This is a genomic window from Arthrobacter sp. P1_C12_2, assembly GCF_056406415.1.
Genome location: NZ_JBFUAF010000006.1, coordinates 12628 through 34559, shown reverse-complemented (window position 1 = coordinate 34559; position 21932 = coordinate 12628). Strand labels below are relative to the sequence as shown.

Annotated in this window: 17 protein-coding genes; 3 read left to right on the top strand and 14 right to left on the bottom strand. The window is 64.9% G+C overall.

Annotated features, from left to right (window positions below; genetic code table 11):
* Positions 1 to 180: 180 nt before the first annotated feature.
* The 3 genes from AC1DZQ_RS08305 to fdxA form a co-directional block, all read right to left on the bottom strand.
* Positions 181 to 1464 (bottom strand): citrate synthase, encoded by a 1284-nt coding sequence (locus tag AC1DZQ_RS08305; protein WP_476963072.1) that lies wholly within the window; start codon positions 1462 to 1464, stop codon positions 181 to 183.
* A 228-nt stretch (positions 1465 to 1692) separates the two neighbouring features.
* The gene (gene dapC / locus AC1DZQ_RS08300) at positions 1693 to 2841 is read right to left on the bottom strand and encodes a succinyldiaminopimelate transaminase (protein ID WP_476963071.1); all 1149 of its coding nucleotides are present in this window, start codon (positions 2839 to 2841) and stop codon (positions 1693 to 1695) included.
* 12 nt (positions 2842 to 2853) lie between these two features.
* The gene (fdxA, locus tag AC1DZQ_RS08295; protein WP_028275689.1) at positions 2854 to 3180 is read right to left on the bottom strand and encodes a ferredoxin; all 327 of its coding nucleotides are present in this window, start codon (positions 3178 to 3180) and stop codon (positions 2854 to 2856) included.
* Between the two features lie 150 nt (positions 3181 to 3330).
* On the opposite strand from fdxA, the gene AC1DZQ_RS08290 reads away from it, so the two are divergent.
* Positions 3331 to 3579, top strand: coding sequence for a putative acetyltransferase (locus tag AC1DZQ_RS08290; protein WP_476963070.1), 249 nt, complete (start codon positions 3331 to 3333; stop codon positions 3577 to 3579).
* A 341-nt stretch (positions 3580 to 3920) separates the two neighbouring features.
* Here the strand turns inward: AC1DZQ_RS08290 and AC1DZQ_RS08285 are convergent, their stop codons facing one another.
* The 3 genes from AC1DZQ_RS08285 to typA all read right to left on the bottom strand — a co-directional run bounded on the left by AC1DZQ_RS08285 (position 3921) and on the right by typA (position 7290).
* Positions 3921 to 4730 carry a type IV toxin-antitoxin system AbiEi family antitoxin domain-containing protein gene (locus AC1DZQ_RS08285; RefSeq protein WP_476963069.1) on the bottom strand — a complete coding sequence of 270 codons (810 nt, stop codon included), beginning with the start codon at positions 4728 to 4730 and terminating at the stop codon, positions 3921 to 3923.
* Between the two features lie 226 nt (positions 4731 to 4956).
* Complete coding sequence (locus tag AC1DZQ_RS08280; protein ID WP_476963068.1) at positions 4957 to 5313, bottom strand: hypothetical protein; 357 nt, start codon at positions 5311 to 5313, stop codon at positions 4957 to 4959.
* Between the two features lie 48 nt (positions 5314 to 5361).
* A complete protein-coding gene (typA, locus tag AC1DZQ_RS08275) occupies positions 5362 to 7290 on the bottom strand; it encodes a translational GTPase TypA (protein ID WP_476963067.1) in 1929 nt (642 codons plus the stop codon).
* A gap of 450 nt (positions 7291 to 7740) precedes the next feature.
* Between typA and AC1DZQ_RS08270 the strand changes: the two genes are divergently transcribed.
* Complete coding sequence (locus AC1DZQ_RS08270) at positions 7741 to 8523, top strand: SGNH/GDSL hydrolase family protein (protein WP_476963066.1); 783 nt, start codon at positions 7741 to 7743, stop codon at positions 8521 to 8523.
* Positions 8524 to 8675: 152 nt separating this feature from the next.
* Here the strand turns inward: AC1DZQ_RS08270 and AC1DZQ_RS08265 are convergent, their stop codons facing one another.
* The 5 genes from AC1DZQ_RS08265 to AC1DZQ_RS08245 all read right to left on the bottom strand — a co-directional run bounded on the left by AC1DZQ_RS08265 (position 8676) and on the right by AC1DZQ_RS08245 (position 16321).
* On the bottom strand, positions 8676 to 10397 hold the full coding sequence (locus AC1DZQ_RS08265) for an ABC transporter ATP-binding protein (protein ID WP_476963065.1): 1722 nt from the start codon (positions 10395 to 10397) through the stop codon (positions 8676 to 8678).
* An 11-nt stretch (positions 10398 to 10408) separates the two neighbouring features.
* Complete coding sequence (locus AC1DZQ_RS08260) at positions 10409 to 11407, bottom strand: ABC transporter permease (protein ID WP_476963064.1); 999 nt, start codon at positions 11405 to 11407, stop codon at positions 10409 to 10411.
* The gene (locus tag AC1DZQ_RS08255) at positions 11397 to 12326 is read right to left on the bottom strand and encodes an ABC transporter permease (protein WP_476963063.1); all 930 of its coding nucleotides are present in this window, start codon (positions 12324 to 12326) and stop codon (positions 11397 to 11399) included. Before AC1DZQ_RS08255 ends, AC1DZQ_RS08260 begins: the two co-directional genes overlap by 11 nt.
* A gap of 223 nt (positions 12327 to 12549) precedes the next feature.
* Complete coding sequence (locus tag AC1DZQ_RS08250) at positions 12550 to 14190, bottom strand: peptide ABC transporter substrate-binding protein (RefSeq protein ID WP_476963062.1); 1641 nt, start codon at positions 14188 to 14190, stop codon at positions 12550 to 12552.
* Between the two features lie 304 nt (positions 14191 to 14494).
* Positions 14495 to 16321 (bottom strand): ABC transporter ATP-binding protein, encoded by a 1827-nt coding sequence (locus tag AC1DZQ_RS08245; protein ID WP_476963061.1) that lies wholly within the window; start codon positions 16319 to 16321, stop codon positions 14495 to 14497.
* Between the two features lie 77 nt (positions 16322 to 16398).
* On the opposite strand from AC1DZQ_RS08245, the gene AC1DZQ_RS08240 reads away from it, so the two are divergent.
* Positions 16399 to 17025 carry a PH domain-containing protein gene (locus AC1DZQ_RS08240; RefSeq protein WP_476963060.1) on the top strand — a complete coding sequence of 209 codons (627 nt, stop codon included), beginning with the start codon at positions 16399 to 16401 and terminating at the stop codon, positions 17023 to 17025.
* Between the two features lie 24 nt (positions 17026 to 17049).
* Here AC1DZQ_RS08240 and AC1DZQ_RS08235 read toward each other — a convergent pair whose 3' ends face one another.
* The 3 genes from AC1DZQ_RS08235 to AC1DZQ_RS08225 form a co-directional block, all read right to left on the bottom strand.
* Complete coding sequence (locus AC1DZQ_RS08235) at positions 17050 to 18168, bottom strand: ABC transporter permease (RefSeq protein ID WP_476963219.1); 1119 nt, start codon at positions 18166 to 18168, stop codon at positions 17050 to 17052.
* Between the two features lie 26 nt (positions 18169 to 18194).
* A complete protein-coding gene (locus AC1DZQ_RS08230) occupies positions 18195 to 19736 on the bottom strand; it encodes an ABC transporter permease (RefSeq protein ID WP_476963059.1) in 1542 nt (513 codons plus the stop codon).
* Positions 19737 to 19914: 178 nt separating this feature from the next.
* A complete protein-coding gene (locus AC1DZQ_RS08225; RefSeq protein WP_476963058.1) occupies positions 19915 to 21696 on the bottom strand; it encodes an ABC transporter family substrate-binding protein in 1782 nt (593 codons plus the stop codon).
* Positions 21697 to 21932 lie beyond the last annotated feature (236 nt).

The window sequence follows — 21932 nt, the reverse complement described above, 5'->3', positions numbered from 1 at the left end:
TGCCGCTCCGGGGCACACCGTTTACCCCGGGGACGTGGCGCGGGTCACAGCGGCATGGTTCACAGCGGCATGGTTGACAGCGGCACGGGGCTCCAGAGGAACGACGCCGGCCGCGCACCTCAACGAAAGGTGCGCGGCCGGCGTCGTACTTGTTATCGCTCGCGTGCCGTTGCCGGCGGGCTACAGCGACGGGTAGTTGCGTTCCGGTTCGCCGACGTAGAGCTGGCGCGGGCGGCCGATCTTGGTGTTGGGATCGCTGATCATCTCGCGCCACTGGGCGATCCAGCCCGGCAGGCGTCCGATTGCGAACAGCACGGTGAACATCTTCTCGGGGAAGCCCATGGCCTTGTAGATCAGGCCGGTGTAGAAGTCCACGTTGGGGTAGAGCTTGCGCTGGATGAAGTAGTCGTCGCCCAGGGCTTTCTCTTCAAGGCGCATGGCGATGTCGAGAAGCTCGTCGTTTCCGCCGAGCTTGCTGAGGACTTCGTGCGCCGTCGCCTTGATGATCTTGGCGCGCGGGTCGTAGTTCTTGTAGACGCGGTGCCCGAAGCCCATGAGGCGGACGCCGTCTTCCTTGTTCTTGACCTTCTCCATGTAGTCCTCGGGCTTGATGCCGTCGGCCTGGATCTGGCGCAGCATCTTGAGGACGGCCTCGTTGGCGCCGCCGTGGGCAGGGCCGAAGAGGGCGTTGATGCCGGCGGAGACAGAGGCGAACAAGTTGGCGTTCGAAGAGCCGACCAGGCGGACCGTCGACGTCGAACAGTTCTGCTCGTGGTCAGCGTGCAGGATCAGGAGCAGGTCCAGGGCCTTGGCGATAACCGGGTCCACCTCGTACTGCTCGGCCGGCAGGCCAAAGCTGAGGCGCAGGAAGTTCTCCACCAGGTTCATCGAGTTGTCCGGGTACAGCATGGGCTGCCCGATCGACTTCTTGTGGGCGTAGGCGGCGATGACCGGCATCTTGGCCATGAGGCGGATGGTGGACACCTCCACCTGCTCGACGTTGAACGGATCCAGCGAGTCCTGGTAGAACGTCGAGAGCGCAGACACGGCCGAGGACAGCACCGGCATCGGGTGGGCGTCACGGGGGAAGCCGCTGAAGAAGCCCTTGAGCTCCTCGTGCAGCAGGGTGTGGTGGCGGATCCGCTGGTCGAAGGACTCCAGCTCGGTGGGGGTCGGCAGGTTGCCGTAGATCAGCAGGTAGGAGACTTCCAGGAAGCTCGAGTGCTGGGCCAGCTGTTCGATCGGGTAGCCGCGGTAGCGCAGGATGCCGGCGTCACCATCGATATAGGTGATGGCCGAGGTGGTGGCGGCGGTGTTCATGAAACCGGGGTCGAAAGCGACGGCGCCGGTCTGCTTCAGCAGCTTGGAAACGTCGTAGCCTTCGTTTCCTTCTACAACCTTGATGCGCGGGAGTTCGAGTTCGCCGCCGGCATGGCGCAGGGTTGCGCTGGTGGTTTCAGTCATGGAGTCTCCTCATGAGGCATCGGGGCCTCTGTCGAAAGCTGGTCCAACATCTGGTGAAGCTGCCCGCGGATCCTGTGCGGACAGGATTTCCAAAGGCCGCGCTGCCTTCTTGTGGAAAGCCACCATTGATCGTCAGTTAAAAAGTACCTTCACTTCGCGGGTGGCACTAATCCGGGGGGCCCGCAAAACGCCAAAAACGTGCCACATGTGGCACGCGTCACAGCATTGTTACGCTTCCGGGGCCAGCCGCGATACGGCGGTGTCGATCCTTTCGTCGCTGGCGGTCAGCGCCACACGGATGAACCCGTTGCCGGCGTCGCCGTAAAACACTCCGGGGCCGACGACGATTCCGCGGTCCGCGAGCCGGCCCACGGTGTCCCACGTCGCCTCGCCGGCGGTGGCCCACAGATAGAGACCCGCCCTCGACTCGTGGATTGCCAGGCCGAAACCCTCCAGCGCGGGCACGATCCGTTCCCGCCGGCCCCTGTACCGGTCTTTCTGGGCCTGGACGTGGGTGTCGTCGCCGAGGGCCACCCGCATGGCCTCCTGGACCGGATAAGGAACAATCATCCCGGCGTGCTTGCGGCTGTTGACCAGGTTCGCCATGATCACCGGATCGCCGGCGATGAATGCCGCCCGGTAGCCGGCCACGTTGGACTGCTTGCTCAGCGAATAAACGGCGAGCAGGCCATCGTGGGAGCCTTCTGCGACCTGCGGGTCCAGGATGCTGGGGACCGGGGTGCCGCCGCGCTGGACGTCCCACTCCCCCCAACCGAGTTCGGCGTAGCATTCGTCGGACGCGACGACGGCGCCGAGCTCGCGGGCCTGCCGGACGATCCGCCGCAGCGACGCGATGTCACGGACGCTGCCGGTGGGGTTGGCCGGTGAATTGACCCAGACCAGGCGCACGCGGGCCCGGGTGCTGGCGTCAAGTTCGTCGAGGTCGTCGGCGGCGACCTGCTCCGCACCGGCGAAGGTGGCACCGATGTCATAGGTGGGGTACGCGACTGTGGGGCGGACGACGACGTCGCCCGGCTTCAGGCCGAGCAGGAACGGCAGCCAAGCGACGAGTTCCTTGGAACCCACCGTCGGCATCACATTCTGCGGATCGATCCCCGGAACGCCGCGCCGACGGGCAAACCAGCCGGCGATTGCTTCCCGCAGGGCCGGCGTCCCGTGGACCGTGGGGTAGCCGGGGGCGTCCGCGGCGGCGCGCAACGCGTCCTGGATGAGGGCCGGCGTCGGGTCCACCGGGGTTCCGATGGAAAGGTTGACGGCTCCTGCCGGGTGCCGGGCTGCCCTGGCGAGATACGGCGCCATGGCCTCCCACGGGTAGTCGGGCAGGCTCAGGCCGAAGGTGCGCACCGCGGATGTCACCGTAGTGCCGTCCTAGTTTTCTTGGTTCTGCGGCGGCAGGGCGGCGATCATGGGGTGGTCGGTGTGGGTGTTCCCGACCTTCGCGGCGCCGCCCGGGGAACCGAGTTCGTCGAAGAACTCGACGTTGGCCTTGTAGTAGTCGGCCCACTCTTCGGGGGTGTCGTCCTCGTAGTAGATCGCCTCCACGGGGCAGACCGGCTCACAGGCACCGCAGTCCACGCACTCGTCGGGGTGGATGTACAGGGAACGCTCACCCTCGTAAATGCAATCGACGGGGCACTCCTCAATGCATGCCTTGTCTTTGACATCTACACACGGCTGCGCGATTACGTACGTCACGTCCCTGGCCTTTCCACGTTGGTTCCGGCGACCGGCCGGATGAATTCCAGGCCCTGAGCCGGGCTGCTGACTTCTGAGCCTATTATCTCCCAGCCTGTTCCCGCGAACCTAGCGGGACGTCATACACGCTCCGCGTCTTACGATGATCTGATGAGCTCGCCTTTGCCCTTGCCCCAACAGTTCCTCTCCGGCGCCCCGCTCGGCACCCGCGTTGTGGTCCGGTACCGGATCGACGGCGGCCTGACGGATGCCCTTGGCGAGCTCGTGGAATGCGCCGACGGCGTGTGTACCGTCCGCACCCGCCGCGCCGACGTCGCCATTGCACTCCCCCTTGTAGTGGCTGCCAAGGAAGTCCCGCCGCCCCCACCGCGCCGGGCCCCGCGCGTTCAGGGCACCTGACCCGCGGTTCCCGGGTGGTTGGTCCAGTGGACATGCCCTCCCCACCCGCCGACCAMTGGACATGCCCTCCGMACMACCCGACCAGCGGACATGTCCAGYCCCACCCCTCGCGACCACTGGACATGCCCTCCTCTCGTTGCCGGAGATGAACATTTCAGCGCCATGCTCATCGCCGCGAGCCAGCGCGGAGCATGTCCAGTGGTGCACTGACAGTGCAAGGGACATGTCCAGTGGTGCACTGACAGTGCAATGGATATGTCCAGTGGTGGCTGAGCGCAGTGCAGGACCACCGTGCCAAGGCGCAGCGCAAGAGCGCACAAAGATGGACGTCGAGCCCGCTTCTAGGCGGCGGCAGACAGCCTGTTCAGTGCTTCCCGGACCATTGTGATGAAATCCTCGGGATGGTCCCTCAGCAGCGGGTACGTCACAACAAGTGTCGGTATTCCCCGGCGGGTCGCGACGTTCCAACGCCGCCGGTCTTCCTCGAAGCTCGCTCTGTCCATGTGGAATCCGGCCCCATCAGTTTCGATGCCGAGACGGCCATCGACCATCAGGTCCAGGTGTCCCATCCCCGGAACGTTGACCTGCGATTCAACATGGAAGCCGGCCCGCCGCAGCAGGAACCGGGCCAGGCACTCAATGACCGACTGCGACTGCGGGACAATCGCCGACACGATCCGGCGCTCCCGGGAGTCGTTCCGGCCATCGAGCCGCTGACGCAACGAACCCAGCGGAAGCCCCTTCAACACGACGGCGGATTCGGCGATGATCAGCCCGTCAGGTTCGGGCAAGCAGCGCAAGCATTGGATAACCGTGTCCAGGAGCGTCGGCGGCACGGAAGCCCGGTGACAGACGAAGCCCTGGTAGTTCCTGCTGTGGGTGAGGGCAACGTGCGGCTGGGCCGGGGCTTCGAGGACCCACAGGCCGCTGAAGTGGGCCGCGGTGATGCACGCCGGTTCCGCCGGAAGCGAGCGTATGGCGATCAGCTGCGCGTCCGCACCGGGCAAGGCATAGATGCCGCGGGCCACCCGGGACACGGATCCCGAGGCCATCGCCGACTTGAGCTGAAAATCGGAAACCCCCGCAGCGGCAATATATTTGGCGCGGGCGACGCCGTCGTAATTCGAGAGCACCTCGATGATGTTGGCCATTCACCCATGTTGGAGTCCGCACTCTGCGCCCTGGAAGTCGGATCCCGCGGTATGTGGAAAACTGTGCCGGCCGGGCCAGGGTCGCGTAAAACTCGGCCGGAGCCAGCGACTGGACATGTCCCGCGCACCAACCGGGCGCCGGACATAATGCCACTGTGCCCACTCGGGCGATCGAGAAATGGGCATGTCCGGGGCGGGGAGCAGGGCCGGCCAGTCCGGGCCGGGCTTAGCCGGTCGGCCGCCTGTAGCGCCGGCACCAGGCGAGCATGGCCACAGTGATGCCTGCGATGCCGAAAACCCAGATATTGCCCGCGGTGTCGCCGATGACCAGGCGCTTCCCGGCTTCCAGGGTGGACCACCAGCCTGCCAGCGCGTAACAGAGGACTCCGCAGGCCACCGTCGGGACGACTGAACGGAACGCCGCCCCGAGCCATAGCTGGACCGAGCCCAGCAGCACGAGCGCCGCGACGGCGCCCCACGGGACGTCCACGCCGCCCAGGACCAGATCGTGGCGGTGCAGCGCCGTCCCGGCCAGGGCAACAAAAAGAGCTGCCGGTACGGCGGCGGCAATGCCGCCTGCCATACCGGCAGCTCTCTTAGTCACGTTGTGGCCGAAGCCCGGAGACCGGGATTAGACCTTGGCGCGGGCGCGGTTGGACTTGGCGCGCTGGTTGATGTCCAGGATGAGCTTCCGGATGCGGATGGAGTCCGGCGTAACCTCGACGCACTCGTCTTCGCGGGCGAATTCGAGGGACTCTTCGAGGGTCAGATCACGCGGCGGTGTCAGGTTCTCGAAGGTGTCGGAGGAGGCTGCACGCATGTTGGTGAGCTTCTTTTCCTTGGTGATGTTCACGTCCATGTCGTCGGCGCGGGAGTTCTCGCCCACGATCATGCCCTCGTAGACCTCGGACGTGGGCTTGACGAAGAAGGAGCCACGTTCCTGCAGGTTGATCATGGCGAACGGCGTCACAACACCGGCGCGGTCAGCGATCATCGAACCGTTGGTGCGGTACTCGATCGGGCCGGCCCAGGGCTCGTAGCCCTCGGAGATGGAAGCTGCGATGCCGGCGCCGCGGGTGTCCGTGAGGAACTTGGTGCGGAACCCGATCAGGCCACGGGCCGGAACGATGAACTCCATGCGGCACCAGCCGGTGCCGTGGTTCGCCATGTTGGTCATGCGGCCCTTGCGCGCGGCCATCAGCTGGGTGACGGCGCCGAGGTACTCTTCCGGCACGTCGATGGTCATGTGCTCCATCGGCTCGTGGATCTTGCCGTCGACGGTCCGGGTGACAACCTGCGGCTTGCCGACGGTCAGCTCGAAGCCTTCGCGGCGCATCTGCTCAACCAGGATGGCCAGCGCAAGCTCGCCACGGCCCTGGACTTCCCAGGCATCCGGGCGCTCGGTCGGGAGCACCTTGATGGAGACGTTACCGATCAGTTCCTTGTCCAGGCGGTCCTTGACCTGGCGGGCCGTAACCTTGGCGCCCTTGACCCGGCCGGCGAGCGGCGAGGTGTTGATACCGATGGTCATGGAGATGGCCGGATCGTCAACAGTGATCAGCGGCAACGGCTGCGGGTTGTCGACATCTGTCAGGGTCTCACCGATGGTGATCTCCTCGATACCGGCGACGGCGACGATCTCACCGGGGCCGGCGGACTCGGCCGGAACGCGGTCCAGGGCCTTGGTGGCCAGCAGTTCGGTGATCTTGACGCTCTTCATTTCGCCGTTGGCACGTGCCCAGGCAACGGTCTGGCCCTTGCGCAGGGTGCCGTTGTAGATACGCAGCAGCGCGAGGCGGCCGAGGAACGGGGAGGCGTCCAGGTTGGTGACGTGGGCCTGCAGGACACCGTTCGGGTTGTACGTCGGTGCCGGGATGTGCTCGATGATGGCCTGGAAGAGCGGCTCGAGGTCCTCGTTGTCGGGAGCCGAACCGTCGGCCGGCTGCTCGAGGGACGCGCGGCCAACCTTGGCGGCGGCGTAGACGACGGGGACGTTGAGGATCTTGTCCAGGTCGAGGTCCGGAACTTCGTCGGCGAGGTCCGAAGCCAGGCCCAGGAGCAGGTCCATGGACTCGTGGACGACTTCTTCGATCCGGGCGTCGGGACGGTCGGTCTTGTTGACCAGGAGGATCACCGGAAGGTGCGCGGCCAGGGCCTTGCGCAGGACGAAGCGGGTCTGGGGCAGCGGGCCCTCAGAAGCGTCGACGAGGAGGACGACGCCGTCGACCATGGACAGGCCGCGCTCGACCTCGCCACCGAAGTCGGCGTGGCCGGGGGTGTCGATGACGTTGATGGTGATGGTCTCGCCCTTGGAGGACGGTCCGTTGTAGGCCACGGTGGTGTTCTTGGCCAGGATGGTGATGCCCTTTTCACGCTCGAGGTCACCGGAGTCCATGACCCGGTCTTCGAGGTGGTTGTGCGCGGCAAAGGAGTTGGTCTGCTTGAGCATGGCGTCGACCAGAGTGGTCTTGCCGTGGTCAACGTGGGCCACGATCGCGACGTTGCGCAGGTCACTGCGCGATGCAGTGGCTACCGCGGTGTTGGTGGTGGTTTCAGACATGCGTTATTGCTCGATTCAGTGGTGAAGTCAGCTGTGGTATCGCGACATTTCCAACCGGAACGCACGACGGATAAGTCCCTTTGGCACAGGGCACCTACTACCATTCTAAACGCTAGGTCATTTATTGGCCTAAAATGCGGAACGGCGACCGGCTGCCGCACCGTCACCAGAGCAGGACGGGTGCACGGAGGTGGTCGGTTACATGTGAGTAAAGTCACTGGATATTCCGGCGCGCATGCACCATCATTGCTCTGATAGCAGCAAGCAAGCCCGGAGACATTCATGCGAAACGCCTCGGCCCTGTCCCGCTTCGTCGCAATGATGATCGCCACCGGCGCGGTTCTTGGCGGCTGCGGACAGGCCTCTTTTTCACCTGCGCAGGACGCAGGCTCTTCCGAAGTGGGCTCTTCCGACGCGGGATCATCAGAGGCGGGATCTTCGGGCGCCCCAATGACTGGCAGCGAGGCGGGATCGGCCATTGGCGCCGGCGTGCCGGTCGCGGCCGGGTCCGCGGCGAAGACGCGTATCGGATCCACCATCGACCCCGCCGCTCTGCCGAGCGGCTCGATCTATCGCAATCCCGCCAACGGCCGCAACGAGATCATCGTGAAGGACACCGGCAAAATCGCCGTGCTGATTGGCGACTCACAATCGGAACCGTCCTATGGCTGGCCCAGGCAGGGTCTGGCCGCGGCTGGGTACAAAGTCTTCTTCTGCGGCCGGGGCGGCACCGGTTTCGTGGCGTCCAGCGGCAAAACCGGCAACTTCATTGACGCACTCCAGCGTGGAGACTGGAAACTCCCGTACGGTACTCCTCCCCTCGTGGTGATCGAAGGCGGCGGGAACGACGCCGCACGCGGCGCCTCGAATGCGCAGATCGTCGCCAACGCGGATCGGCTGATCGCCAGCATCCAACGGCGTTACCCCGCTGCCCGGATGCTCATGGTCGGCACGCTTGCGCGTGGCGCCCACTATGGCGGAGGACGCCGGAGCGAAGTGGACACGCTTCTGGGGCAGGTGGCGGACCGCCACGGGCTGCCGTTCGTCAGCGCGGGCGACTGGCTCACCCGGTACAACCTGACGGGCTCGATGGCGGACCGCGTCCACCTGAACAGGCAGGGCCACGCGGCCCTGGGCGCCGTTTTCGGCCAGCGACTGCAGTTCATGGGGTTTGACTACGCTGACCCCGGCATGCTCGTCGGTTTGTCCCGCTGGCCCAGGACGGGCCACTAGCGTGGGCCCGTCCCGCTAGCGCAGGACGCGGCCCACAGCACAGCAAAGGAGCCGGCGCCCGCCCCAAGGGGAGGACACCGGCTCCGGTGCTGCCAACTGCTGGTAGAGGCTGCTGGCGGCGGACTTGTTCAAGCCCTAAGGAAAGCGGCCGCTCAGGCCACTTCCATTTCCGGCGGCAGCATGAGGCCGGCGCCGGGGATGGCGTTGAGCAGCGCCCGGGTGTAGTCCTGCTGCGGCGACTCGAAGACGTCGTCCGTCGAGCCCGTCTCCACCAGTTTGCCCTTCTCCATGACACACACGCGGTCGGCGATCTGCCGGACCACCGCGAGGTCGTGGGTGATGAACAGGTAGGTGAGGCCGAGCCGGGACTGCAGTTCGGCGAGCAGGTTCAGCACCTGTGCCTGCACCAGCACATCCAGTGCGGAGACAGCCTCGTCGCAGATGATCACCTCGGGATCCAGGGCCAGGGCGCGGGCGATCGCGACGCGCTGGCGCTGGCCGCCCGAGAGCTCATTGGGGTACCGCTGCATGGTGGACTGCGGCAGCGCCACCTGGTCCAGCAGCTCGCGCACCTTCTTCTCGCGGCTGGCCTTGTCCCCGATCTTGTGGGTCCGCAGCGGTTCCTCGATGGTTCGGAAGATGTTGTACATCGGGTCCAGTGAACCGTACGGGTCCTGGAAGATCGGCTGCACGCGGCGCCTGAAGGCGAAGAGCTCTTTGCTGTTCAGCGTGGAGGTGTCCACGCCGTCGAAGATGATCTTGCCGGAGGTCGGCGTCAGGAGGTTCAGGACCATCTGAGCCACCGTGGACTTGCCGGATCCCGACTCCCCCACGATCGCCGTCGTGGTTCCCCGCTTGACGTTGAAGGAGATGTCGTCGACGGCGGTGAAGTCCGTGGACTTGCCCAGGCCCGAACGCAGCTTGAAGACCTTCCTGAGGTTCTGGATCTGCAGGACGTCGTCGGACTTGGCCGGCTCAACCACTCCGGTCTCGCTCGGGGCGAGCATGTCGTCGGTTTCCACGCCGAGTTCCTTGGCGGCCTGGATGCGCCGGGACGCCAGCGACGGCGCCGAGGCGACCAGCCGCTGGGTGTACGGGTGCTGCGGGTTCTGCAGCAGCTCCAGCGAGGGCCCGGATTCGACAACCTGGCCGCGGTACATGACCACCACCTGGTCGGCGCGCTCGGCGGCGAGGCCGAGGTCGTGCGTGATCAGCAGCACCGCGGTGCCCAGTTCCGTGGTCATCTTGTCCAGGTGATCGAGGATCTGGCGCTGCACGGTGACGTCGAGCGCCGACGTCGGCTCGTCCGCGATGAGCAGGCGCGGCTGGCAGGCGAGCCCGATCGCGATCAGCGCGCGCTGGCGCATGCCGCCGGAGAACTCGTGGGGGTACTGCTTGGCGCGGCTGCCGGCGTCGGGCAGCCCGGCCTGGGACAGGACCTTGGCGACGTCGTCGGGGCCGCTCGGGAGTCCGTTGGCCTTCAGCGTCTCGCGGACCTGGTCGCCGATCTTCCACACCGGGTTGAGGTTGGACATCGGGTCCTGCGGGACCATGCCGATGCTGTTGCCTCGGAGTTCGATCATCCGCTTTTCGCTGGCGTTGGAGATGTCCTCGCCATCAAACAGGATCTGGCCTGCCGCGACGCGCCCGTTGCCCGGGAGCAGGCCGATGGCAGCCAGCGCGGTGGTGGACTTGCCGGAGCCCGACTCGCCCACAATCGCGACGGTTTCGCCCGGCATGACGGTGAGGTGGGCGTTGCGGACGGCGTTGACCTCGCCGTTGCTGGTGGTGAACCCGATGGCCAGGTCCTTGATTTCAAGCAGCGGGCGCTCAGTGGCGTACTCAGCTTCCTGGAAGTCAACAGAGGCGCTCATGGTGTCCCCTTTCATCGCTTGCGGGCTTTGGGATCGAGGGCATCACGCAGGGCATCGCCCAGCATGATGAAGCTCAGGACGGTAATGGACAGCGCGATGGCCGGGTAGAGCAGCGGCATCGGGTTGGACCGGAGTGAGGCCTGCGCCGCCTGGATGTCATTGCCCCAGGACATGACGCTGGGCGGCAGCCCGATGCCCAGGAAGGACAGCGTGGATTCGGCCACGATGAACGTGCCGAGGGAGATGGTGGCGACGACGATGATCGGGGCCAGCGAGTTCGGCATCACGTGGCGCATGAGGGCGCCGAACTTCGAGACGCCCAGCGAGCGGGCGGCCGTGACGAAGTCGGCGTTCCGGACCTCAATGACGGCGCCGCGGGTGATGCGGGCGATCTGCGGCCAGCCGAAGGCAACCAGGATGAGCACCAGCGTCCAGACCGTCCGGTTCGTCCGGAACATCGGCAGCTGCATGAGCACGATCGCGCCCAGGATCAGCGGCAGGGCGAAGAAGATGTCATTGATGCGTGCCAGTACGGAGTCGATCCAGCCGCCGTAGTAGCCGGCCACGGCCCCCAGGATGCCGCCGATCAAGAGCACTCCGATGGTCGTGAAGAGGCCCACCGTCACGGAGGACCGGGTACCGAAGATGACGCGGGCGTAGACGTCGCAGCCCTGCTGGGTGAAGCCCAGCGGGTGGCCCGCGGCGGGGCCGGCGTCGGAGTTGGCCAGCTGGCAGGCCTCCGAGGTCGGGTCGATCTGCGAGAAGAATCCGGGGAAGACGGAGACCGCCACGACCACCAGGATCAGGAATGCGGAGATGAGGAAGAGCGGCTGCTTGCGCAGGTTCTTCCAGGCCTCGCCCCAAAGGCTCAGCGGTGCGGCTTCGTCCTTGACCCGGTCCGTCGTCTGGAGCGGGGTCTCGGAGACATCGGCCACGAAGTGCTCGGTACGGCGGGCCGGGCGGCGGGAATCGGCGTGCCGTGCGGTGGTGGTGGTGTTATCAGGCGTCATAACGGATCCTCGGGTCAAGCCAGCCATAAAGCAGGTCAACGAGCAGGTTGGACAGGCAGTAGATCAGGACCAGGACGGTGACGATCGAGACCACCGTGGGCCCTTCCCCGGACAGCACGGCCCGGTAGAGCCGGTTGCCTACGCCCGGAACGTTGAAGATTCCTTCCGTGACGATTGCCCCGCCCATCAAGGCACCGAGGTCGGCGCCCAGGAACGTAATGACGGGAATCAGGGAGTTGCGCAGGATGTGGACGCGGACTACCTGGAACCGGGAGAGGCCCTTGGCGGTGGCGGTGCGCACATAGTCGGCGTTCATGTTTTCGATCACGGACGTGCGGGTCAGGCGCAGGACATAGGCGAAGGAACCCAGTCCCAGCACGATCGCCGGCAGGATGAGGTCCGGGACGGTCGCGGCGGAGCTGACGGTCGGCTTGGCCCAGCCGAGCTGGACGCCGATGGTGAACTGCAGCAGGAATCCCAGGACGAAGATCGGGATGCCGATCACTACCAGGGACGCGACCAGGACCGTGGCGTCAAAGAACTTGCCCTTGCGCAGGCCGGCGATGAGGCCGAAGACGATGCCGAAAAAGGCCTCGAAGATCAGGGCCATGATGGCCAGCCGCGCCGTGACAGGGAAGACCTCGCCGAGCACGGCGGCGATCGGGCGTCCGGAGAAGTCCTGACCGAGGTCAAACGTGAAGATGCTCTTGAGGTAAAGCAGGTATTGCATCCAGAACGGCTGGTCCAGATGGTACTGCATACGCAGCTTGGCAGCCACGGCCTCGTTCACCGGCTTGTCGCCGAAGAGGGCCACGATTGGGTCACCGGGCAGGCTGAAGACCAGGAAATAGACCAGCAGTGTTGCGCCCAGGAAGACGGGAATCAGTTGCAGGAAACGCTTGAGGATGTATGTCGACATCAGCGAGTCACACCCTCGTTGGCAGGCATCCTGTCCAGGGATGCGGCGGAGTTGTTCATCAAAGAACCTTTTCACTATGGATGCAGGCCGGCGCCGGTTCACTCACGGCGGCAGGGCTGCGAAAAGTTCGCCCGAAAGAGCCGGGCATCAAGAAAATAAATGGAGGGGAAGCACGACGACGGCGGAGGCCCCAGTATGGGCGGCCCCCGCCGTCGTTTTGTTGTTACTTACCGGTTACGTTGTAGTACAGCGGGACGCCGTCCCAGCCGTAGTCGACGTTGGAGACCTTGTCGCTCCAGCCGCCCTGGGCAACCTGGTACCACAGGGGGATGGCCGGCAGGTCCTGGAGAAGGATCTCCTGGGCCTTGTTCATGGCCTTGTTGCCGTCGCTGACCGACGCGGCGTTCAGGCCCTCAGAGATGGCCTTGTCGAACGTCGGGTTGGCGTAGTTGGCGTCGTTGGAGCCGGCACCGGTCTTGTAGATCGGGCCGAGGAAGTTGTACAGCGACGGGTAGTCTGCCTGCCAGCCGGCACGGATGGAGCCGGTGAGGGTCTTGGCGGTGGCGTCGTTGCGGGCTTCCTTGAAGGTGGCGTACGGCTTGCCTTCAACCTTGATGCCGAGCGTGTTCTTGAGCTGGTTGACTACTGCCTCAACCCAAGCCTTGTGTCCGCCCTTGTCGGCGTTGTAGGCAATGGTGAAGGTCTTGTTGGCGTCCCACTTCTGGATCGCGTCGGCCTTGGTCCAGGCTTCCTTGGCCTTGGTGGCGTCGAACTTGAGGTTGTCGGCACCGGCGACCGAGTCGCTGTAGCCGTCAAGCACGGGGGCCGTGAAGTCCTTGGCAGGCTGGCGGGCGCCGTTGAAGATCACCTTGGTGATCTCTTCGCGGTTGATCGCCATGGAGATCGCCTGGCGGCGGAGCTTGCCGGCCTCGCCGCTCCACTCCGGCAGGTATTCCGGGATGGCGATGGTCTGGTTGCCGGCGTACGGCTTGTTGATGGTGCGGTCGCCGAGGTCAGACTTGAAGTTCTTCAGCGCGCTGGTCGGGATGGTCTGCAGGATGTCCAGGTTGTTCGACATCAGGTCCTGGTAGGCAGAGTCGTCGTTCTGGTAGATCTTGAAGGTCACGCCGGCGTTCTTGGCCTTGCGCGGGCCGTTGTATTCCGGGTTCGGAACGAGCTGGATCTGCACGTTGTGCTGCCAGCCGCCGTCCGCCAGCTTGTACGGGCCGTTGCCGACCGGCTTCTCGCCGAAGCCCTTCGGGTCCTTCAGGGCGCCGGAGGGAACCGGAACAAACGCGGTGTAGCCCAGGCGAAGCGGCCAGTCAGATTCCGGCTGCTTCAGTTCAACGGTGAACGTCTGGTCGTCAACGACCTTCAGACCGGACATGGTCTCGACCGTGGAGCCTTCTGCACTGGCTTCGTCGTAGCCCTTGATGCTTTCGAAGAAGCCACCGCTGAGCTGGGCGTTCTTCGCTGCGGCGCCGAAGTTCCAGGAATCGACGAAGGACTTGGCCGTGATGGCCTCGCCGTTCGTGAACTTCTGGTCCTTCTTGACCTTGATGGTGAAGTGCTGGCCGTCCTTGCCCTCGATGGACTCGGCGAGTTCGTTGACCGGCTTGCCGCTGGGGTCGTAGCTGACCAGGCCCGCGAAGATCATGTCGATGACCTTGCCGCCGCCAACTTCGTTGGTGTCGGCGGGCATGAGGGGACGCTGGGGTTCGGAGCCATCGGCGAGGATCACTTTGCTGGTGTCGCCGCCGGTACTGCCGCTACCGGTCGCGGAGCCGCTGGCACCGCATCCGGTCAGGGCGAGGGTGGCGATAGCCACCATGCCCAGTGCTTTGGAAGTGCGCGAAAAACGCATTCCGCCTCCTATGAGTTGTGGGAGTTCGTGAGGGAAAAACTTATGCTTCCCCGTAAGCAGGCACAGGGGTATCCCCTGTGACGTGGCCTACATATGGAAGTAGCCTAGCCCTAAAACGTCCAAATGTTGGAACTCTGTTGCCAAACCGTGATCCGACAATCTCATGACCGTTACCGTCAAGTAGGGTGTATTTCAAGTCACACGCTACCGACTGGTAGTATTCGCCCGCGGTGTGACCTGGGTTACCTGCGATTAACTGGAATCTGCCGGTTCTTCGCGCATATTCCGAGCCTCCCGGTAAGCCTTAGCTGGCCCCGGACAGCAGCTGCGCGCGCAGCTCGCGGCGCTCGCGCTGCTTGTCAGGATCCGGCAGCGGAACCGCGGCCAAAAGCCGCTGGGTGTAGGGCTCCTGGGGGTTGCGGAGGATCTGGTCGCGGGTCCCCTGCTCCACGATCCTGCCGCGCTGCATGACACAGATCCGGTCCGCGAGCACGTCCACCACCGCGAGGTCATGGGTGACGAACAGGCAGGCGAACCCAAGCTCCTTCTGCAGATTCTGGAACAGGTCGAGCACCTTGGCCTGGACGGAGACGTCGAGGGCGGAGGTGGGCTCGTCGGCGACCATGAGCTTGGGCTTGAGCGAGAGGGCACGCGCGATCCCCACGCGCTGCTTCTGCCCGCCGGAGAGTTCGTGCGGGTAGCGGTTGCGGTAGTTCCGCGGCAGCTCGACCTGGTCCAGGAGCGCCTCGATCCGCTGCTGCAATTCGGCGCCTTTCGCGACACCTGAGAGAAACATCGGCTCCCCGATGCTTTCGCCGATGGGCAGCCGGGGGTTCAAGGACGACGACGGATCCTGGAACACCATGCCGACGTGCCGGCGCATCTCGTGGAGCTGGCGGCCGTTCTTCTTGGCGGCGGAAATGTCCTGCCCGACCACCCGCATGGTGCCTGCCGCCACCGGCAGCAGGCCGACAGCGGCCCGGCCGATCGTGGTCTTGCCGGAACCGGACTCGCCGACGAGGCCGACCACCTGTCCGGGATAGATGACCAGGTTGGCCCCTTCCACGGCCCGGAAGGCCGGCACCCGGCCCTGCTTCGGGTACTCGATGGCGACATCGCTGAGCTCCAGGACCGGATCACCCTTCGGCTTGGCCGCCTCGGCCGCGGCCAGGGCGGCGGCATTCTCGCGCTCCCTCCGGATCAGCTCGTCTTCCGGAATGGAGAGGATCTCGACGTGGGTCGCAGCGGCGAGGGCGGCGGTGACGTCCACGTCCGCCACGGAATCCGCGCCACCCTGGCCCAGGTGTGGGACCGCAGCCAGCAGCGCCTTGGTGTACTCGTGCTGCGGGTTGTGGAAGATCTGCGCTGCCGTCCCCGTCTCCACGATGACGCCTCTACGCATGACGGCGATCCGGTCGGCGAGGTCTGCCACCACCCCCATGTCGTGGGTGATGAGCACAATGGCGCTGTCCAGTTTGTTCCGCAGGTTGCGCATCAGGTCAAGGATTTCGGCCTGGACGGTCACGTCGAGGGCCGTGGTCGGCTCATCGGCAATGAGCAGCTTCGGGTCGCAGGAGAGCGACTGCGCGATCATGGCGCGCTGGCGCTGGCCGCCGGAAAGCTGGTGCGGGTAAGACCGGAAGGCCTTCTCCGGATCGGGCAGTTCGACAAGTTCCAGCATCCGCAGGGCCCGGAGCCGGGCTTCATCCGGGGAAACTTCGTTGTGCAGACGCACAGTTTCCACAATCTGCGACCCCACGGTGTAAACCGGATTCAGGGCCGTCATCGGCTCCTGGAAGATCACCGCGACGTCTTTGCCGCGCACTGCGCGGATATTGGCCTCATTGGTCCCCAGCAGCTCCCGGCCGGCGAGCTTGACACTTCCTGTCACACGGCTGTTACTGGGCAGCAGACCAAGCAGCGCCATTGAACTGGCACTCTTTCCGGAGCCGGACTCCCCCACAATTGCGAGCACTTCACCGGCCCGGACCTCGTAGTTCAGGCCGATCGCGGCCGGGACCCATTTCTTGTCCACGCCGAAATCCACGCTGAGGTCCCGGACCTCCAGGACGGGTTCACCTCTGCCTGGCACGGGTGACGCCGGCGGATCGATGGTGATGAAGTCAGTCATGATGGGCTATCCTTCCGCCGGGCCGCCGGTGCACCGGGGATTAGTGCTGCGGCTCGGAATACTGAATTATGGGGGGCATGAGCTCTGCGCCGCACGCCGGAAAAGTTGAAGTCTTCAAAGCGCGAACCAACAAATGGTTCGCCTGGCTGTCCTGGGCGGTGGCCGCGTTCGGTGTCGTGGTAACGGTGGTCATGGCAGGTCCGGGGGCGCTGGGCGGCATTGCCCCGCTGGCCTTTATTGCCTTCATGGGCTGGCAACTGTTCTGGATGCCGTCCGTCGTAGTCCACGACGCCGGCGTCACCCTGGAAAATCCGTTCCGCTCGATTGAGGTCCCTTGGGCCGCGCTGGTGCACGTCGATACCCGCTTTGCCCTCACGCTGGTCACCGCCGAGAAGAGCTACACGTCCTGGGCCGCGCCCGCCCCCGGCATCTGGGGTGGCCGCCACGCCCGCCCGGAAGACCTCCACGGCCTGCCGGCCACCACCTACGGTCCTGGCAAGTCGGTCCGTCCGGGAGATCTGAAGACCACAGACTCCGGCCAGGCTGCCATGCTGGTGCGGGCCCGGTGGCAGGACCTGGTGGAGGGCGGGCAGCTCGCCGCCGACGACGCCTCCAGCACCGCGACCGTCACCGTCCGCTGGGTGGCGATTGGCGCCGTCGTACTGCTCCTGGCGGCGAGCTACCTGGCGATTACCGCCGGCTAGAACCGTCCTGCACGGGGCCGGCATCTACTGGCCCCGTGTTCCGTCAGCCGGCCCGTCGTTGCGGGGATACTCGGGCGCGGAAGCGTCGAGGCCAGTGCCGGCGCCTGCCTGCACCGCGGGGTCCCCTTGATCGGCCGCCTTTTTGGCGTTGAACTTCTTCTGCCGCGGGTCAAAGGCGTCCCGCAGACCGTCACCGATGAAGTTGATGCTGAGGCAGATAAGCACGATGAACATGCCCGGGAACCAGAACAGCCAGGGCCGCGTGGCGAAGGCCTGCTGGTTCTGCGAGATGAGCAGGCCCAGGGACGTGTCCGGGGCCTTGACGCCGACGCCGAGGTAGCTCAGCGCCGTTTCGGTGAGGATCGCGGCTGACATTGTCAGGGTCACGTTCACGATCAGCACGCCGACGGCGTTGGGCAGGATGTGCTTGAAGATGATCCGCGCGTTGCTGGCGCCGGATATCCGGGCCGCATCCACGAACTCGCGTTCGCGCAGGGACAGGAACTCCCCGCGCATCAGGCGGGCCAGGGCGACCCAGCTGATCAGGCCCAGGAAGATTCCGAGGGCCAGGACGCCGTTGGTGCTGGCGAACGAAGCGAACCAGCTTCCCTGGTCCCGGCGTCCGGCGAGAGCGGCCATGACGGCGGCCAGCAGCAGCGCGGGAACGATGATGATGATGTCGGTCAGGCGCATCAGAATGGCCTCGGCCCAGCCCCGGAAGTAGCCGGAGATGGCGCCGACCACGACGCCGATGAGGCCCGCGATGAGGCCGATCACGAGCATGATGGTGATGGACTGCTGCGCGCCGCGCATCGTCATGGCGAAAAGGTCGCGGCCGATCCGGTCTTGGCCGAACGGATGTTCGCCCCAGGCCAGCGGCCACAACGAGGAGGTGGGCGCGCCGCCGTTGACCAGGGGCGAGACCTGCGTGTGGTTGTACTTCCACCAGCCGGGGATCCCCAGGTATCCCACCGAGGTGAAGGCCAGGATGAAAATGAAGGAGAAGACCACGAGGCCGATGATGGCGCCGGAGTGTCCGAGGAACCGCTTCCGGACGATCTGGCCCTGGCTGAGGCCCTTGGCCTCAAGGACCGGCTCAATGCCGGCCGCGGCTGATACCCGCGAGGCTTCGTCTTCGGCCATCATTACTTCCTGCTGACTTGGCTGGCTCATGCTTTTACCCTTACACGCGGATCCAGTGCGGAATAGGCGAGGTCCGCGATGAGGTTGAAGACCATGGCCGTGATGGCCACGCAGATGAAAACGCCCATGACCGGGTTGGGATCGGTGTGCTGGATCCCGTCCAGGAAGAGGAAGCCCATGCCGCGGACCGCGAAGACTGTTTCGGTGATGACGGCACCGCCGATCAGTGCCCCGATGTCGAAGGCCACGATCGTGGCGATCGGGATCAGGGCGTTGCGGAAGGCGTGGCGCATAATGACGGTCCGCTCGCTCAGGCCCTTGGCCCGGGCCGTGCGGATGTAGTCCATGTTCATGATTTCGAGCATCGAAGCCCGGGTGAACCGCGTGTAGCTGGCCAGCGAAATGAGGATCAGGGCCAGGGTGGGCAGGATCAGGTGGGTAAAGGAGTCGAGGCTCAGGACCCAGAAGTCGCCCTGGATGTTCGGCGTGCTGGCACCGATGGTGGCGATCGGCCGGCCGCGCACACGGCTGTTGTTGAAGTAGCTGGGCCATGCCTGCATGTACCGGTCCAGCAGGATCAGGAAGCCGACCAGGAACGAGGTGATGCCCGCGGCCCGCATGGACTGTCCGCGGTCGTAGCCACCCACCAGGTAGCCGATGCCCATCCCGATCAGGACGAAGGCGACCGCCAGGAGCACGATCATCAGGAACGTGGCCTCGTTCAGCAGCGGCTGAAGGAGGAAGTAGAGCACAACGCCGACGCCGACGGAGATCAGGGCCGACTGCAGGGCTTTGCGGTTTTTCAATCCGGCAGTGAGCAGGGTCACGGCGAACGCGATACCCACACCGGCGATGGCGATGACCACTGGGCCCAGGCCCGGCGTCTTGAACCACTCCGTGGCGGAGAAGTAGGTGAGCACCGCGGCGACGAAGGCGAAGGCGCCGGCGCCGGCCAGCAGCCGGCGCCGCATGGGTCCGCCCACCGCGACGACCGTCACTGCACCGACGACGACGCCGATCCCGAGGGCCGCGGTCAGCGGCACGTCGGGATTTCGCAGGAAGTCGTTGAAGCCGATGGCGCCGAATTCCTTGAGCAGGACGGCGACCCAGAAGATCGGCAGGGAAAAGAACAGGAAGGCCATGAACGTCACGCCGTAATCCAGGGTGCTGTACTGCCGCAGGGCGGTGATGATACCCAGGGTGATGCCGATCAGGATGGCGAGCACCGTTGCCGCGGTGACGAGGGTCAGGGTCTGGATGAGCGCGAAGCCGAGGGCCTCGGTGATGGGCTGGCCGGCGATGTTTTTCCCGAGGTCACAGGAGTTGGCGAACGGAACGAGGCATTGGACCGCGCCGCCGAACCATTTGAAGTACCGCAGCGGGGCAGGGGTGTCCAGTTGCAGGAGCTCGGTCCTTGCGTCCATGAGCTGCTGCTTCTGCGGCGAGGGGTTGGCGCGGAATTCCTCCAAGGGATCGCCGGACGCCGCTGTCAGGAGATACACGAGGTAGGACGCACCGAGAAGGATGAGGGCGGCAGTCACGAGCCGCCGGAAGATGTAGGTCACCATTGAAATAGAACCTCGGAATTTGGGCCCAGGGATCGCCCGGACCGGTCGCGGAGTTTGGCAGGTTCCCGCCGATGTGGCGGCGGGACCACGGCATCGTCAGGATATCGCCAGAAAGGCGCCGGGACCGAAGAAGCTGTGGTCCCGACGCCTTTCCAGCAGTGTTACTTGGGGTCGCGGGCTACTTCTGTGCCCATTCCCAGAAGTTCCACCAAACGCCGGTCTGGTTCGGCATGTACTTCACACCGGTGACGCGGTCGCTGTACGCGTCCACGCCAACCGACTGGAACAGCGGCAGGCCATAGGCCGAATCCCAGATCATCTTGTCAATCTGCGTTACGAGGCCATCCTGCTTACTCTTGTCGGTGGTGACAATCAGTTCGTCCATCAGCTTGTCGGCTGCGGGGTCGCTGAACTGGTTGAAGTTGGAGTCGTTGCCGGACTTGAAGATCTGCGGAACGCCGGACACGCCGACACCGGAGTTGCTCCAGCCAAAGATCGTGGCGTCGTAGCTGCCGTCGCCAAGGGCCTTGCCCCAGTCAGACTTGCCGAGGCCGCCGTCGACGATCTTGAAGCCGGCCTTGGTGGCGGACTCGCTGATCAGGGAGTAGGCGTCAACACGGTTGGGGTTGTCCTTGTTGTACATGATGCGAACTTCGGGGGTGGCGCCGTTGAGGAGCTTCTTGGCACCCTCGATGTCCACACCCTGGTAGGCAGAGGAACCGTTGTTCTTGGCCGACTCGGAGTACGGGGCCTGGTCCGGAACGAAGAGCTGGGAGTCAAGCGGTGCAGCCTTCGGATCCAGCTTCTTGACGATCTTGTCGACGATGTCCGTACGCGGGACGGCCTTCATGAACGCCTCGCGGACGTTCTTGTCGGCAAACGGGCCCGAGTAGTTCAGGTCGATGTGGTCGTACGCGAGCTGGTTTCCGACGTCGACCGTCACGCCCTGGCTTTCGAGTGCCTTGAGCTGCTCCACGGTGTCCGCGGATGCCTGCGGGGCGATGATGTCGGCCTCGCCGTTCTTGAGCGCCTGGACCTGGGCGGGTGCCTCGCCGATGTAGCGGACGGTGATTTCGTCCAGCTGGGCTTCCGGGCCCCAGTTGTAGTCCTTGTTCTTGACCATGGTCAGGGACTGGTCCTGGTTGACGCTCTTGACGAGGAACGGGCCGTTGGAGAGGTAGAGGCTCGGATCAGCCGGCAGGGTCTTGGTGTCAAAGCCGGTGTTCCACAGGTCCGCCATAGCCTTGAGCTGTGCGTTCGCCGGCTTCGGGGCCTTGGAATCGCCGCGGGGCATGCCCTTGAGCAGGTCAATGAAGGCCTTGGTGTCCGCCAGGCCCGCCTTCTTGGCCAGGACGTGCGCCGGGATGTCGATGCCGGGGCCGCCGATGGCGATTTCCCAGTCCGCGAAGGGCTTGGAGTACTTCAGCGTCATGCTGCGGCCGTCGTCACCGAGTTCCGGGAAGTCGGTGAGGGCGATACCGGTGGGGTCACCGGCGTAGGAGAAGTAGGACGTTCCAGTCTTACCTTCCGCATCTGCATCGTTGTAGTAACCCGAGAAGGCGGCCCACTGCAGCACAAGGTCAGCCGCGGTGACAGGAGTGCCGTCGGACCACTTCACGCCGTCGTTGATGGTGTACTTCACCGTCAGCGGATCGTCGGAGACCTTTTCCATCTTGCCGAACTTCTCATTGCGGACAACGTTGAGCTTGTTGTCGATGTAGAAGAAGCCCGAGTGCGTGGCGTAACTGATCTTCGAGTTGATGTCAGTGTTGCCATCGGCCGTGTTCGGGTTGAACGTATTGAACGCGTTCACCTCTACTACAGTTGCCGATCCGCCTTGCTTGCTTGCTGCCGCCGCAGTGGTCGGGGTTGTCCCGCCGCTGTTGCCCGCGCAGGCGCTGAGGGCGATGGCAGCTGCTGCCGCCACGCCCACTGCTTTGGAAATACGACCCAAGCGCATTCCGCCTCCTTGTTTCTGTGGTGTGGGTGAGACCGGCGCTGAAAGCGCCAGACAGACGTCCACACTCCCCCAGCGGCAGTGTGGCCCGTCTCACATGGCATGAAGCGTAACCCTAAAGGCCGTTCGGAGCCACCAAAGTTGACTCACCGTAAAGTTCGTTATCGAGCTGCAACATTCGGCAGGTTCCGCGGGGCGAGCTTTCCCACAAAACATTGACGGCGGCGTAACAAAAAGGT